We start from the raw sequence: 15,421 nt of genomic DNA, 5'->3' as shown, positions 1-15,421 counted from the left end.
GTAATTACATTATGTTTTCGTTGTTGATTATTCTGATAGTAAAAAGTTTGTTGTTTGCGTTTGATGCTCTATCACATCGTCTTGACTGCGATCTTTTAACCCCACCCCTGACAGGTTTAAACGTTTCGCTTCTTGTAAAAGATATAAAGTCCGTTGTGCTGCATCCTGATATGACAGCCCCGCAGGACGAATATTAGAGATACAATTACGACAAGCATCATTCAGCCCTGTTTTTGGCTGCCAAGTTAAATACAGCCCTAAACTATCTGGAGAACTTAGCCCTGGCCGTTCACCAATTAATACCAACACCACCTTGGCATTAAGGAGCTCACCTATGTCGTCGCCTATCGCCACTCTACCTTGCTCAACTAAGCTGATCGGTGCCAAACGCCATGGCTCTGGTTGTTCACGCAGTATCGTCAGTAACTGAACAAGAAAAGGATGGGCATTTTTTTGTACAGCTAAAGACGATAAACCATCAACGATAACGATTGCGATATCATGGTGTAACTCAGTGGCTATAGCCGCTTTCCTCATATAGTTGCTTAGCTGATCGCGCGATGCTTGATCCAGTTTTCGACCTAGATCAGGGCGTTGTAAATAATGATTGCGATCCACGGCTTGGCTATGTAAATGCAGTGGTGACGCGCAAAAATCCTCTAGCTGTTCACTTAACGCAGCTAAATCCAATGGAAAATTAACCGCATCTCGTGCTTGCGCATGGGAGAGTTGAAACGCCAACATTTCAGCCGTCGGAAGACTGATCCCAGCGCGCCCTAAACCAATGCGTGCATCGGTAAAGCTGCGTAGTTGCCGCCATGGGTTATGCACCACTTTGCCATTATCTTGATGTTGTTGCTGTATTTGCTGTGCCGTTTTGGGAGATGAGTTTTTCATGGCTGTCCACCACTTAAAGCTTTCAAAGAACGCGCAAATTGTGACGGTAACGTGTCAGACAAAATATGCTGCTGGGTATCTGTCATAATGTTCATTTTTGCCAGCCAAAGTTCGAATTCAGGTGCTGGACGCAAACCTAATACCCGCCTTGCATACAGAGCATCATGAAATGAGGTGGTTTGATAGTTAAGCATAATATCGTCAGATCCGGGGATCCCCATTACAAACGAACACCCTGCTACACCGAGTAAGGTCAGTAAGTTGTCCATATCATTTTGATCTGCCTCAGCATGGTTGGTGTAGCACACATCACAGCCCATAGGCACACCCAGTAATTTGGCACAAAAATGGTCTTCAAGCCCTGCTCGAGTAATTTCTTTGCCATCAAATAGATATTCCGGGCCAATAAAACCCACTACGGTATTGACCAGTAACGGTTTGAATTTTCGCGCTACGGCATAAGCACGGGTTTCACACGTTTGTTGATCAAGCCCATGGTGGGCATTTGCTGATAGCGAGCTGCCCTGCCCCGTTTCAAAATACATCACATTATTGCCTACTGTTCCGCGTTTTAAACTTTGTGCTGCATCTTGCGCCTCAGCAAGTGTATTTAAATTAAAACCAAAACTTGAGTTAGTCGCCTCAGTCCCCCCTATAGACTGAAACACTAAGTCAACCGGCGCACCGGCCTCAATACATTCAATAGTGTTAGTTACATGCGTAAGAACACAGCTTTGAGTCGGGATCTGGTATTTTTCAATCACATCATCCATTAACCGCATTAATTTAATCGCTTGTGCAACATTATCAGTAGCGGGGTTGATACCAATTACGGCATCGCCACTGCCATACAGCAGCCCATCTAAAATACTCGCGGCAATGCCATTTACATTATCTGTTGGATGATTAGGCTGTAAGCGTGTTGATAAGTGGCCAGGTAAGCCAATGGTATTTCTAAATGCAGTCGTGACATGGCACTTTTTGGCAACTAAGATCAGATCTTGATTACGCATTATTTTACTAACCGCAGCAGCCATTTCGGGGGTAATACCCGCTCTGATTGTCGCTAAAACATTGCTTGTTGCGTGATCACTCAGCAGCCAATTACGAAAATCACCTACCGTTAAATGTGCGATTGCTGCAAATGCGTTAGTGTCATGTTCATCTATGATTAGCCGAGTAATTTCATCGTCTTCATAAGGGATCAAGGCATCGTTCAAGAATGTTTTTAAAGGGACTTCTGCCAGCGTCATTTGTGCCACGGCTCGCTCTTCGGCAGAACTGGCAATAACACCTGCCAAGCTATCACCAGAGCGCTGCGGGGTCGCTTTAGCCATTAACTGTGCGAGATTGTTAAATTGGTAGGTTTTACTTCCTAACGTGTATCGATACGATTGACTCATAAACTTACCTTGCAGACAAAATGTGTGTTAAAAAGGATAGGCACAGCTATTGCTTCCACTACAATAAAAAGCAATAAAAAAACAATAAACAGTGCAACGATTCTTTTAAGGTAGCTTATAGCGTACCAAGCAACTATCAAGTTTTGGCAAATGTTATTTAAACAATAAAAATCAAATAGTTAAAATTAAAAATCGGACAACTACTGTTTGCTTGTAATAATTAGCCTGGGGTGTAATACGCAACTATGCAACATAATTTACCGACAAATGCACCAAGTAAGTGCACTTTAGCTACGACCGATGTGGACCAGCAGGCGGGAAACCTAACAAACTGGCAACAAAAATATGATCAAGTCAGTGATGGCCGCTTTTATGGCTGTATTGATGAAGTGGCTTATGATGGTTTGCAAGTGTTTAAAGAATATACCCAGTGCGCATTACGACAACAGTGTAAAGTATGGCCAAATGCGTTATGGCTTGGTATTCCGGTAAACGCACAAAACAGTAAAATTAACGGTCTCACCATCGCTGATAATCAATTAATGTGCCGCCCAAGTGATTGCAACTTTGAGCTGATCACCCCTGAGCAATTTAATATTTATGGCATGGTGATCAATCAAGATACGCTTCATCAAATTGCTCAGCGACAAGGGTTGTCGCTTCAGGGCATTTGTGAACATGGATCACCGCGTATTACAACATCACCACAAACACTGCAACGTGCTCGTGAATGCATTGAACAAATCATTTATGCTAATGGCGGTGGAGCAAGTGCGGCTTTACAACACGATATTTTATTAAGTTTAGTGCTGCATTTACTGCAATCACAACTCCCCCAGCAAAAAGTAACCCCAAGTTATAAACACCGTAAAAAAGTTGTTGATAAAGCGAAAGAATTTATTCACGATCACCCAGACAACATAGTGACTATCACCCAATTATGTGAGTTTACCTACGTTTGTCGACGGACTTTACAATACAGCTTTGAAAGTATTTTAGGCATCAATCCGCTGCGTTTTTTACGCATGACCCGGCTTAACCAAATACGCCGTGAACTCAGTGATCCGCAACAAAATAAACCCATTTCAATGATTGCCGCCAATTGGGGCTTTTGGCATCCGGGCCAGTTTGCTAAAGACTATAAACAACTATTTGGCGAAAACCCTTCAGACACAGTAAAACGTGCGCAGCTTTAGTGGTATCAATTATAGCTAGTTAATTAATAGGTATAGCTGGCAATTATTTGCTTGATATTCGATTGCATATCAATGATCGCTGCATTAATGGAGCGCACATTGTCCATCGTGACCGTTTTTTTACTGAGCATAAAATGGATTGGATTATCATGAATAACATAAGGATGCATTGTAATACCGGGGATTTTTTCTTGGCTTATGAGGTATAACCCAGATATTTCATCATCAATCATAAAATCGACGCGTTTAGCTTTTAACATATATAGCCGATGCTTGAGCAAAGGTACTCGTACAAGTAAATCTTTATTGTTTGTGACTTTGCTTAGCTGCTCAAATTCTTTACCATAATAACCACCATTATTTACGGCTATGGTTTTTTGTTGCGCCAACAGGCTGGCTAAATCGTGTGTTAGATACTTAGTATCTTCATACCAGAACAGCCGCATTTTCTCACGTCTATATGGGGTTGAAAAGTGACTATATTGGGCACGTTGTTGATTGAAACTCGCAGCAGTTAATATATCCACGCGGCCATTTTCAAGCTCGACCAAACCGCGCTTTGATGACGGCAAAGGCACAAACTTACTACAGAATCCAGCATGCTTTAACACCAAACGGCTGATCTCTACATCTATTCCTGTAAGAGCCTGCTCACCATCAAAGACAAATGGTGGCCAAGGTAATATCACCCCTACTTGCAGAGTTTTTTCGCAGCTGTTACTAATTGGACTCAATAATATCAGAAATAAATAAATGTATTTGATAACTACAGCCTAGTTAAATTACAGACGCTTTTTACAGTATGGTGCATCTGACTCGAAAAACCAAAAAAAGCAGCCCGAAAGCTGCTTTAAGTAAATTACATATTAACCTTATTACCTCAAAGTAGGCTTGGGTAATAGGCTAATTAAAGTAATTTCCATACGCCTGCTACGCCTGGCTCATTTCCTTGAGTCCACCACTTAGCTTGGTATTTATTGCCTTGGTGCATTACTTCATCACCGCTATTATAAACAGCCGCAGATTGCCAAACTACTGAACCAGTATCATCTACTGGTGGAGTTGTTGCTTCCCAAACGCCACCTAAATCAGGACGATTACCTTGAGTCCACCATTTAGCTTTGTATGTAATACCGTTATAAACAACAATATCGCCGCCAACATATACCTTACTGACATCCCACGTATCACCTGTAGGAGGCGTTGTATCGGTGTTAGTTACCGTTACAGTAAAGCTTTGAGTGGTAGCAACTTGGCCGTCACTTACTGCCACAGATACTGTCAAATTAGTATCAGCATCGACTGCGCCCGCCGTAAGATTAACACTGGCACCACTGCCAACTAATGTAAGACCTGCAGGGACATTCCATGTATAAGTCAGTGCGTCGTTTTGCGCATCAGAGGCAACAACCGTTACTGCTGCAGAAGCGCCTTCTTCAACAGTGATATCAGCAATCGCATCAACTGTCGGTGCAGTGTTGTCACCAGTTGTTGGCGCGATGACATTAACCACAACACTTTGGCTTACCGTTGCTTTGCCATCAGTTACACTGACGGTTGCCGTAAACTGGCTGTCTTGGGTTACGTCAGGTGCAGTAATTGCTAATGTATTTGTAGCACTACCAGATACCGTTAATTCAGATGATGCAGTCCAACTAAAAGTTAGTGGATCATTATCGGCATCTGTTGCTGAAGCACTGACAGAAACACTTTCGCCAGCGTTCACGGTTACAGTGCTTGATACTGATAACACTGGTTTTTTATTACTTGGTGGTGTAACAACTCCACCTAAGCCATCGTGCATAGCATTGAGAATATCGCCATTATCGGCATCAATTTCCCATGCAAATAACCCACCTAAGTTATATTGATTAACATAAGCACCTTTAGCTATCACTGACTCACGGCTATCGTAAGTAATTAGTTTACCTGTGGCGCGATTCCACACATACGCAGCTTGCGCTTGGTCATCGTAGCCTACTTCAAAGCCATTAACACCAGTGCCTGCAGCACCAATCATATGAGTTTTGATGCCTTTATAATCAATAACGCCATCTTCCCACACGCCTTGTGCTGTTGAGCCTTTTAATGGACCGGAGCCTGTTGCTGTCATAGGGTTACCATCAATAGTGGTGCCTGTTGGATAAACACCTTCCCAACCACGGCCATACATAGCAGTACCAACAACAATTTTTTTCGAGTTTACATTTTGTGCTAATAATAACTGTACTGCGTTATCTGTTGTATAAGCAGGGCCTTTACGTGGCTCACCGTTTTCATCTACGCCCGTACCATTACATTGCCCTACGCTCATATGCTCACCACAATAAAGCGCAGTTTGATGGCCAGTTACGCCACTCCATGCTCCATAAAAGTCATAAGTCATAGCGAAAATATAATCCATGTATTGGCTAGCGGCTTGGTAGTCAACGTCTTCAATTTTATCGTAACCAGCGCCAATTGCTGACGTAAGCTCATAAGTACGGCCTGTTTCAGCTTCAAGCTTATCAAGCATAGCGCGCAGCTCTTGCATTAACGCAACGTATGCAGGACCATCATTTATCGGATCGCCAATATCTGGGTTAGGGCCGTCACCACCAGGAAATTCCCAGTCAATATCAACACCATCGTAAAACTTCCAGGTTCTTAAAAACTCTTCCATTGATGCTACAAAGGTGTCGCGGTTAGCTTTATTAGTAAAACCACCAAATGGATCAGAAAGCGTCCAGCCACCTACTGATGGTAAGATTTTAAGATCCGGATAACGCTGCTTAAGTGCCATTAACTGTGAATAAGTACCACGGATTGGATCTTTTGCATCCACACCTGGCAATGCTTTTTGCACAGCGGCCCATGGATCGTGGATAACCACTTCATAATCAGCAGAGCCAGCACAGGCTGTTTCAAGTGCTTGTTTAGGGCTGCCAGTTAATGATGCATTTTCACCACAAATTGGAATAAAGCCATATAAAATGTGACTTAAGTTTTGTGCCGGGATATTTGTAACATCATAATCTCGTCCGTAAATACCCCACTCAACAAAATAAGCACCGGTCACTAACCCTGCTTTGGTACCAATATCACGGTTATTAGGATCAACATCCATCGGCAGTGGCGCTAAGTGCCCGCCGTCGGTATCTGCAATCACGATTGGCTTACCAGCACTGCGTGCACAAGTAGTACCGCCTTCGCATAGCTCTACATATAATGTATGGCGACCAGCTTTGTCATAAGGGAAAGAAATAGTCCCGGTCTTAGAACCTGCAGCAAGTGTACCTTCATTTACCAACATATCATCAAAGTAAACTTTGTAGCTGTCACCACCGTCACCGCTCCATGCACTCCATTGAATGTTGATAGCAACTTCATCAACACGAGTAACAAGTTGTTTATATGATCCATTACCTTCTAGATCCACTTCAACAAAAGAATACTGTTGCGGTTCCCAATTAATACTTGGTGTAGACGGTGCTGCAACGGCTGTACTTGCAAATAGAGCAACGCCAATGGCTGCTGTTAACTGTTTAATATTCATATTTCTCTCTTATCCATTATTTATTTAATTATTTAATAAGTTTGAACTACAAAACTTAGGCTTCTGATTAAAGTTTGGTCCATACATTGGCTTGTCCAGGTGTATCACCTTGAGTCCACCACTTAGCGCTATAGCGCTGTCCTTGATAGGTTACTTCAGCACCACTTTGATAGGCTTTACTTACATTCCAATCGTTATTCATACCCGGTTGTGAATCGCTTTGCCATGCATTAGAACTATCAGGTTGCTGACCCTGACTCCACCATTTCGCGGTATAAACAACACCTTGAAAACTGGCTTTGTCACCGGCTTGATAAACTGCACTACTGCTCCAAGCAGCAACATCAGGATCAGTGATAACGCTGTCATTTACAGTGACTTTAAAGCTAGTTTGAGTACTTAATTGACCATCCGAAACCGAAACCGACACGGTATAATCTGTGCTTGTTGATACCTCTGGCGCACTAATCACCACGTTTGCGTCACCACCGGTAAAGCTCAGTGGTGCTGGCACTGACCAGCTGTAGTTCAATTGCGTTTGTTCATCATCAAAAGCATGAAGGTGTACGGCTGTGCTGGTGTTTTCATCGACAACTAAATCATCCAAAGTATGTACAATTGGCGCAGTATTAGTGGGAGCGCTTTGCACACTTAAGGTATAAGTGTAATTTTCATTACTGCTATACACTTGATTAGTCAGTACATCAGTACTGTTATAAACCACGTCACCGGCTTGATTTTGCACGCCAATTTGTACTAAATGGGCATAATCTAAGTTCAGTTGTTGTGCCAGTGCTTGCTGCCAACTCGCTTGATTCGCAGCGGTCACTTTTAATTGCTGATTGATAACCTCTTGGCCATTTTCATCAAATAAACGTGCCCAAACAGTGTCACCCGCAATGGCACTTTGTCCTTGACGAACAAAGTAACCAACACTTGACCAAACACTCGGATCCGTCGGCCCTGCGTCTGTCACAATATTGATATCGCTACAGTTATAGAAACCTTCCCCCACCACATCAATACGTTGCCAACGGCTATATAAAATAGCATCGCCGCTGCGCCCTTGTGGAATAGCAACATTCATTTCGTAATAACGCTTTCCATCGGTATCTTTGATAACGTCAATATTTTCATGTTGTTGAACTAGCTCTAAGTCAGCCCACGTCAATACATCTGTTGCTGCATTAAAGCTTGGTTTAGTTAAATAAAACTGCCAAAAACTGGGATTATGCGGCGTTGCTGCTAAATAACGAATTTGAATTTCACCATTGGCATTAGGTACCACATCACTGCGTTGCCAATGCGGCGAAGGTAAATCCATACCACGCTTTGCGTTGTCACCACCGGCACATAACGACCCATTTGGTACCTTAGCCTCTACCGCGGCTTGATTTAAGTAGTTCGGTGTATTAACTGAAAACTCAATATCTTGTACAAATTGCACTGTACCCGACTCTAAAAATGCGGCACGACAAGCAAGGTTTGGAATATTAGTGCCATCTTCGGGCCACCAATACCCACCATCGGCTTGGCAAAAAGCTTGCCGCGCTTTTGGGCTATCCATATAACCATGAGCATTCACTTGCGCTGGCATAATTGTTAGTAATACGCTGCTTGCCACTGCCGAGAGTGATAAAGTTTTAAATTTAATAGCTATCATTGTTTTGTCCTTGAAAAGCTGAAATTTTGGGACAAGCAAACTTGCCCCTATTATTTACTTACAGACTACAACTTTTAGTCCAGTCAGCTGTTGCTCCAGGTTCAGAACTTGTCCACCACTTCGCTTTATAAACGGCACTGTTATGAACCATTAAGTCACCGCCTGCGGCATGGCTTGGATTGCCTGCCCAGTCTTTTTGAGGGAAGTTTGGATATACAGGGATTGAGCTCACAGCCACACCTTCACACATACCAGATGTATCGCCACCACCATTACCAGGATCCGTGGTGTCGCCGCCACCGGTAGTTCCATCAGGCAATTGTGGGTATTCAAATTTGAACGCGTAAACTTTGCCATCTTTTTCTATAGTAAAGTTACTAGGACCGGTAATTGGCATGTAATACATAACTTGCGCATTGACTGTTTTGCCACCACTGAAGTCTTTCGGTTGACCGCCCCATTCATTGTTCAGAGTGATTGAAAAACGGTGGAATTCATTTTCATACCCACCAATGTTGTTACCTGCTGCATTTGAGCCATTTACTTCAACTGCCATGCCCAATTTTTCTTGTGCGTTCCAGTTAGATTTAAAAATAGCCGATGTTGATACAGATACATCAAACGAAATTTTCGCACCGCTTAGATCAATATTGGAGTTATTAGTAAACGCAAATGTTGGGCTAATTGGGTAGTTATCATCACCAATTGGGAAGTCTTTTGCTGCAAACGTTACATCTACCGCTTCAGTTGGTACAACAAAGTTTGGATTACCTGGATGAGTGTCGTACGCCACACCACTTTGGTTAAACTTGTCATAAGCCAAAGTTGTTAAGGTAGAACCCATGAAGTACTCACCTTTTGCTGAGTCAAAATCATAATCACCAGCAAGTTCCCAAAACATGATACCGCCAAGGCCATTGTTAATTACGTAATCAACTTTAGCTGCCATAGACTGCTCATCTTCAATAGATAGGAATACTTTTTTCTCTGAGTTCCATAACCAAGGTGCAACAGCAACGCTGTCATAGTGACGTGTATAAGTACCCGTTAATTGATCATCAACATCAGTCTCTGGTGTTAAGCCATACACACCTAAGTACGAACCAACAATGCCGTTCTCAAGATTTTTAACATGCCACAACGGGTTAGAACCTGCTGGCATTTCTTGTCCTGCATCGTTCTTATCATGCCAAAGATTATCAATGCCTAATGCGCCATCGCCACACTTGTTCTTTTCGCCAACGCCGGTACCTGTTGCGCAATCTGCTTGATTAGGTAGTGCAGATTGCCCCCACAGCCCATTAGTACCCCCGCTGACATCTTTAAAACCACGGGTATAATAAGGAATACCAATATTGATACGCCCTGCCGATACTGCGCCGCGGAAATAACGTACCGCCCAATCAGTATTTAAATAACCAATCCCTTCAAACTCTTTAGTGCCATATACATTCCACTGCGCAAGCTCGGAGTCAAGACCGGTATCAAATAAGGCAGCGTTGTGGCCAACATGCGAGTTCCATGCTCCATGTAAGTCGTAAGACATGATGTTAACGTAATCGAGGTATTTAACCGTTTGGAATGTTTCCATACCACGAAGTAAATAACCTGAAGAAGGCGATGCAATTGTTAGTAAATAATGTTTACCCGCTTTTTCACCAGCACGGTCTAACTCTTCGCGCAGCTTTTTCATTAGTACTTGGTAAGATGCATTTAAACCTGCACGACGTGCATTTGAAATTGGGAAATCATCAGGGTGACCTGAATCTTTCATTGATGATGGGTATTCATAATCAATATCAACACCATCAAAACCATATTTCTCAATGAACTCGACTGAGCTTTTTGCAAAGGCATCAATGCCCGCTTGATTAACTGAACCATCTGCATTGGTCGTCATGGTATAAAAACCACCACTTTCAACGCGGCCCGTTTCATCAAAGAAACCACCCGTTTCAGCCCAACCACCTACAGATACTAATGTTTTAACGTGTGGGTGTTGTTTTTTGAATTTGTTTAAAAGATTGAAGTGACCTTTATACGAGAAGCTTGGGTCCATTTCGGCACCTACCACTCCTGGCCATTCCATATTTGTAGCTGGATTACCGGCTGCATTTGGATCGCCAATCGATACTTTATTATTGGCATCAACATGGGCAAACGCATAGTTGATATGAGTTATTTTATCCCATGGAATATCATTTACTAAATAGCTCGGTTGGCCATTTGCGCCATTGCGCCAACTGGTAAAATAACCAATTACACGACGCGGATGATCAACACCCATTATCTCACGACCATCTGCATCATACACAGTACAATACGGCGTATTTACACCTGGTGTTTGATATAACCCCTGCGGATGACAATCAGTTCCAGTCACTGGTCCGGTATTTTCTTCAACAACAGTAAGCACCTTTGTTACTTGGGCTGTTGCGCCTTCGTTATCAGTTACCGTTAACGTAAAGGTTGCCTGACCAAGCGCTGTTGCTTGCCAAGCATAACTGCTTGATGCCGTACTTGCTTGGTGCACATCAGCACCATTAACCGCAAAGTTAAGTGCCGTTACTTGACCATCACTGTCAGTACCTGCAAGAGCAAACACCACTTGTGAGCCAACCGTTAATTCTGTTGGTAAACTACTGAAACTAATTGTTGCCACCGGTGCTTGATTAACCGGATCCACGATTTCAGTAACGCTGATCGTATTGATCACTTGCGAAGATTGCGCGCCGTCGTCATCGGTTGCTACTGCACTCAATTGATGAGTGCCGACAACCGCGGGCCAATTAGTACTAAACGGTGCGCTACTATCAGTTGCGATTAATGCACCATCAACAAAAAACTCAACTTTTGTCACAGAACCATCTTCATCGGTTGCTTGCGCAGTTATGACAACGCTGTCTTTATCGGCAAATTGAGAATTATTTGCAGGAGTTAATACTGTAATATTGGGTGCCTGATTCTCAGTGACAGCGCTGTCACACAAACCCAAAAGTTTCCATTCTTGCCACGGGCCTGAATTCTCTAAAGGGTTTGATTGTGTCCACCACTTTGCCTCATATGCACTATTTTGTGTGTGTACTTGGCTGCCACCGCTGTGAGTTTGACCCGTTTGCCATTGCGTTAATGCACTACAGTCGACTGCTGCGTGCACACTTAAGCCTACAAAACTGAGTGACACCGCACTTAGTTTGAAAGCATTTTTTATTGTCATTTGTGAGCTCATAGCTCCTCCGCCCAGGGTTAAATATAACATTAAATTTACAACTCAGTTTAAAAACTACCACAGTTAACTCATACGTCAACTTAATTTGGATATGTGATGTATAGAAAACAGCCACTTTATTAACCAAAAAGGACTATAAATGATATTTTTTATCATCATTTAACATCAAATAAAAACCATACAGTTTAAAGAATGGGTAATTTCGCATACAAAATATGAACGCAAGGTTAATTTATGGTTACATTTTATTTGTGAGTATCTTCGCGGGCTCTAGCAAGTTTTACGAAAACGTAAACGTGAGTGTGAATAGGTATAAACAATAAGGTGGTAGACTATATAACCAAAAAACCTCGATTAGAAAAAAATTATCTAAGCGAGGTCTTATAAAAATTTCTGAGCTTGCTATTTTTTATAAAAAATAGCGTTTAGAACAAAAGCCCTATTTGATCACAACGTCATTAAGCGGCGATTAAATAGGACTCTTGTCCTGCATGCTTTTTGTTGCGCTTGTAAGCACCTTTACCTTTTTTAGCAGCTACAATTTGTGGTTTAAAAATTTTCGATGTCACTAATGCGGCTAATGCATTATCGCGAATAACACCCCGACCTGTATCTACTGATGTTGTAGATTTAGTCACTTTAGAACGACGTTTACTCATTTATTTTTCCTCTTTAAAAGTTTTGCGATTGTATGCTTGATATAAAAAAACACAAGCATTTTAAATCAAAAAGCCCGCTTATTTGCGGGCTTAATAACAACTATAAATTTAGAAACTAAAACTTACTTTTGCGTAATAACTTCTGCCATCAAAGCCATAAGGCAATGCACGTACAGGGTATTTAAATGCGCCATTGGTGATAAAGTTTAGTACTTCGTCATCACCTAGTTCATCTGGCGTTTCGTCAAATACGTTATCGGCACCAACCGAAAGCACAAACATATCATTAATTTGGTAGCTAACATTTAAATCAACTAACACTGCTGATTCAACCGTACTAGTTGGTTTGAATGAACCTGTTGGCGAAAGCTCACCCGGTAATGATATATGGTCGTTACCAAAATATTTTACATCAGTTTCGCCAAAGTAATTAAAACGAATTGTTGAAGTGTATGCATCACGTTCGTAGTCAAAGGTAAGTGTTGCTCGTTCACTAGGCTGTCCGTCGGTAAAAAAGCTGCGTTGTAAATCATCAAATGCAACCGATTCTGGAATGCCGTCCGCTGCGTTTACACCATCAATTTTAGTATCGTTTAAGTTACCCGCAAAAGTAACACCAAAGTTACCGCCTTCTACATCGGTACGATATGATGCAATTATATCAACGCCTTGAGTGGTTGAATCAACTGAGTTCGAGAAGTAGTTAGCTTGTACAGCGCCGGTTGCTTGTAAAGCAGCAACAGCCTCAGAGCTAAACGATACATCGTCAGCCGTTAATAAACTGCCAAGTGTAATACGGTCTTCAATTTCTACGCGGTAAAAATCAACCGTTAACGAAAGTTCGCTTGTGACATCGTAAACAAAACCAGCACTGTAGTTTGTCGATGTCTCAAGCTTTAAGCTATCTACACCTAGTGCACTTGGGAAAGCAGTGCCCGTATTTGCAGTAAATGATTGCGTTAACGTGCCGTCGGATCCTAAGTTAGTAGTAAATGCTGTATAGCCACTTTGCTGCAGCGAAGGGGCCCTAAAGCCAGTAGATACCGCACCACGTACTGCAAAGTCATCGTTAAATTCATAACGCGTTGCTAACTTACCAATTAAGTCATCTCCAGCATCAGAGAAATCTTCATAGCGAAGTGCACCACTGACGTTCCATGCATCAGTAAGCATAGTTTCAACATCTACGTAAAATGCGTAGCTGTTACGGTCGCTCTGATTTGCAGCTTCTGGACGCAAACCGTTATAAGCTTGAAAGCCACATTGTGCAAATTGCTCAGGGTCGTTCACTGATGGATACGATGTATCCATGTTTGCTAAACCACATGCGTACGATGCTTCATCACCAGGTACTATCTGGTAATTTTCTTTACGGTACTCTGCACCAATTGTTACATAGAGTGGTTCGCCGCGACCAATGTCCACAATACCATTTACGTCAAGGTTAATTGTTGTTTGATCGAACCTAAAACCACCTGAGTAACCACCACTTGGGCCTGCATTTGCTGCTATATCAGCATCACTTGCCGTTGGGTTATTAAATAAATACTCCGCCGCGTAAGAAGCGTTTAATGTATTGCGTGATGTAAAGTCATATTGGTTTTCACCATAAACTGCCGATACATCGTAATTCCAATCTGGATTAATATCACCTTTAAAACCTAGCGCAATAGAAATATCCTGTGCTTCGTTATAAATGCGCGGTAAAAAACCATCACTGTATACTTGAGTAACATTTTTAGATGCTTCGTTAAAGTTACGGTAAAAACCGTTACCCAGTGCAGTGCGCTCAGAGTAACCACCAAACGAGTAAAGCTCACCGTCGCCCATTGGCAATGCCATATTATAAAATAACGAGGTAAATTCACTTTCCGAATTACCTTGGCCCCAACGAACGTTGTCAGATAATGTACCTGGCTCTACATCAAGCGATCCACCTGTATCGCGCTCTGCGCGGTTAGTACCATCGGCATCACGATACTCAAGAGATAAATTAATAAAACCGCCTTCTGTGCCCAAATCAAAACCGCGATTTAAACCCGCTGAAATGGTATCGCCATCACCTTCAGCTGTTTCACTATATTGTACATAACCAGTTGTTATACCAGTTGAATCATTCAGTGATAAGTTAATAACCCCAGCAATAGCATCAGAGCCATACTGCGCTGCAGCACCATCGCGTAATACTTCAACGCCTTTAAGTGCCGTAAGTGGAATAGCATTCATATCGGTACCCGCAGCACCTGCACCAACTGTACCATTAAGGCCAAAAATAGATTGATTATGACGGCGCTTACCATTTACTAAAACCAGGGTTTGGTCTGGCTGTAAGCCGCGTAATGTTGCTGGGCGAAATAAATCGGAACCGTCAGAAACTTGTGTACGCGAAAAATTAAACGATGGCGCTGTAGCTTGTAAGCTTTGACCAAGCTCGGTAAAGCCACCTTTGTTTAAATCATCAGCGTCAATTAAATCAATGGGTGACGAAGATTCAGTTGCTGTGCGGTTAGAAACCCGTGAACCTAAAACGGAAATTTGTTCTATGTTTTTTTCTGCTTGAACTTGTGCGTCTTCAGCCATGACAGCTGAGCTGGTAAATGCAAGTCCTACGGCGATAGCCAATGTATTTAAACGAAGTATTGTCATGTGTGTTGTTCGACCCTGTTGACTCTTCACCTGTTTACTCGATTGCAGTAATAAACAAGTAAATTCATAAAAGTTATAATTAGTGTAATGCAGCGTCATTTACATAATGACGCCTTGACGAACATCCTAGCAACATACACATATAAAAAGAAACATATTTAACTGCGACAATGGTCGATATATGCAAAAATTA

The 15,421-nt window shown here is 42.3% G+C and carries 9 protein-coding genes; 1 reads left to right on the top strand and 8 read right to left on the bottom strand.

What is annotated here, in order from left to right:
* Nucleotides 1-27: 27 nt before the first annotated feature.
* Nucleotides 28-897: an ethanolamine ammonia-lyase subunit EutC gene (gene eutC, locus H5162_RS00335; protein WP_182718244.1), complete on the bottom strand. Its 870-nt coding sequence runs from the start codon at nt 895-897 to the stop codon at nt 28-30.
* Nucleotides 894-2,300: an ethanolamine ammonia-lyase subunit EutB gene (locus H5162_RS00330; RefSeq protein ID WP_182735302.1), complete on the bottom strand. Its 1,407-nt coding sequence runs from the start codon at nt 2,298-2,300 to the stop codon at nt 894-896. Before H5162_RS00330 ends, eutC begins: the two co-directional genes overlap by 4 nt.
* Before the next feature lie 245 nt (nt 2,301-2,545).
* Between H5162_RS00330 and H5162_RS00325 the strand changes: the two genes are divergently transcribed.
* Entirely contained in the window at nt 2,546-3,496 is a 951-nt protein-coding gene (locus H5162_RS00325; protein WP_182760100.1) for a helix-turn-helix domain-containing protein, read from the top strand.
* A 23-nt stretch (nt 3,497-3,519) separates the two neighbouring features.
* Here H5162_RS00325 and H5162_RS00320 read toward each other — a convergent pair whose 3' ends face one another.
* From H5162_RS00320 to H5162_RS00295, 6 genes are all read right to left on the bottom strand, one after another.
* Nucleotides 3,520-4,230 carry an ABC transporter substrate-binding protein gene (locus tag H5162_RS00320; protein ID WP_182777293.1) on the bottom strand — a complete coding sequence of 237 codons (711 nt, stop codon included), beginning with the start codon at nt 4,228-4,230 and terminating at the stop codon, nt 3,520-3,522.
* 173 nt (nt 4,231-4,403) lie between these two features.
* Nucleotides 4,404-7,031, bottom strand: coding sequence for a glycosyl hydrolase family 18 protein (locus tag H5162_RS00315; RefSeq protein ID WP_182735303.1), 2,628 nt, complete (start codon nt 7,029-7,031; stop codon nt 4,404-4,406).
* 67 nt (nt 7,032-7,098) lie between these two features.
* Complete coding sequence (locus H5162_RS00310; RefSeq protein WP_182777292.1) at nt 7,099-8,694, bottom strand: lytic polysaccharide monooxygenase; 1,596 nt, start codon at nt 8,692-8,694, stop codon at nt 7,099-7,101.
* Between the two features lie 58 nt (nt 8,695-8,752).
* Nucleotides 8,753-11,923 carry a glycosyl hydrolase family 18 protein gene (locus H5162_RS00305; protein WP_182777291.1) on the bottom strand — a complete coding sequence of 1,057 codons (3,171 nt, stop codon included), beginning with the start codon at nt 11,921-11,923 and terminating at the stop codon, nt 8,753-8,755.
* 458 nt (nt 11,924-12,381) lie between these two features.
* Entirely contained in the window at nt 12,382-12,582 is a 201-nt protein-coding gene (gene arfA, locus H5162_RS00300; protein WP_149981958.1) for an alternative ribosome rescue factor ArfA, read from the bottom strand.
* A 108-nt stretch (nt 12,583-12,690) separates the two neighbouring features.
* Nucleotides 12,691-15,228 carry a TonB-dependent siderophore receptor gene (locus tag H5162_RS00295; RefSeq protein WP_182735306.1) on the bottom strand — a complete coding sequence of 846 codons (2,538 nt, stop codon included), beginning with the start codon at nt 15,226-15,228 and terminating at the stop codon, nt 12,691-12,693.
* Nucleotides 15,229-15,421 lie beyond the last annotated feature (193 nt).

The organism is Pseudoalteromonas sp. SR41-8 (assembly GCF_014163915.1).
Taxonomy (GTDB): Bacteria; Pseudomonadota; Gammaproteobacteria; order Enterobacterales; family Alteromonadaceae; genus Pseudoalteromonas; species Pseudoalteromonas rhizosphaerae.
Note: the sequence above shows the minus strand (reverse complement) of the source record. Positions and strands in the feature narration are given on the sequence as shown.

Coding starts and splice junctions, on each gene's coding strand:
- eutC (WP_182718244.1), bottom strand. CDS start 897: ATGAAAAACTCATCTCCCAAAACGGCACAGCAAATACAGCAACAACAT.
- H5162_RS00330 (WP_182735302.1), bottom strand. CDS start 2,300: ATGAGTCAATCGTATCGATACACGTTAGGAAGTAAAACCTACCAATTT.
- H5162_RS00325 (WP_182760100.1), top strand. CDS start 2,546: ATGCAACATAATTTACCGACAAATGCACCAAGTAAGTGCACTTTAGCT.
- H5162_RS00315 (WP_182735303.1), bottom strand. CDS start 7,031: ATGAATATTAAACAGTTAACAGCAGCCATTGGCGTTGCTCTATTTGCA.
- H5162_RS00310 (WP_182777292.1), bottom strand. CDS start 8,694: ATGATAGCTATTAAATTTAAAACTTTATCACTCTCGGCAGTGGCAAGC.
- H5162_RS00305 (WP_182777291.1), bottom strand. CDS start 11,923: ATGAGCTCACAAATGACAATAAAAAATGCTTTCAAACTAAGTGCGGTG.
- arfA (WP_149981958.1), bottom strand. CDS start 12,582: ATGAGTAAACGTCGTTCTAAAGTGACTAAATCTACAACATCAGTAGAT.
- H5162_RS00295 (WP_182735306.1), bottom strand. CDS start 15,228: ATGACAATACTTCGTTTAAATACATTGGCTATCGCCGTAGGACTTGCA.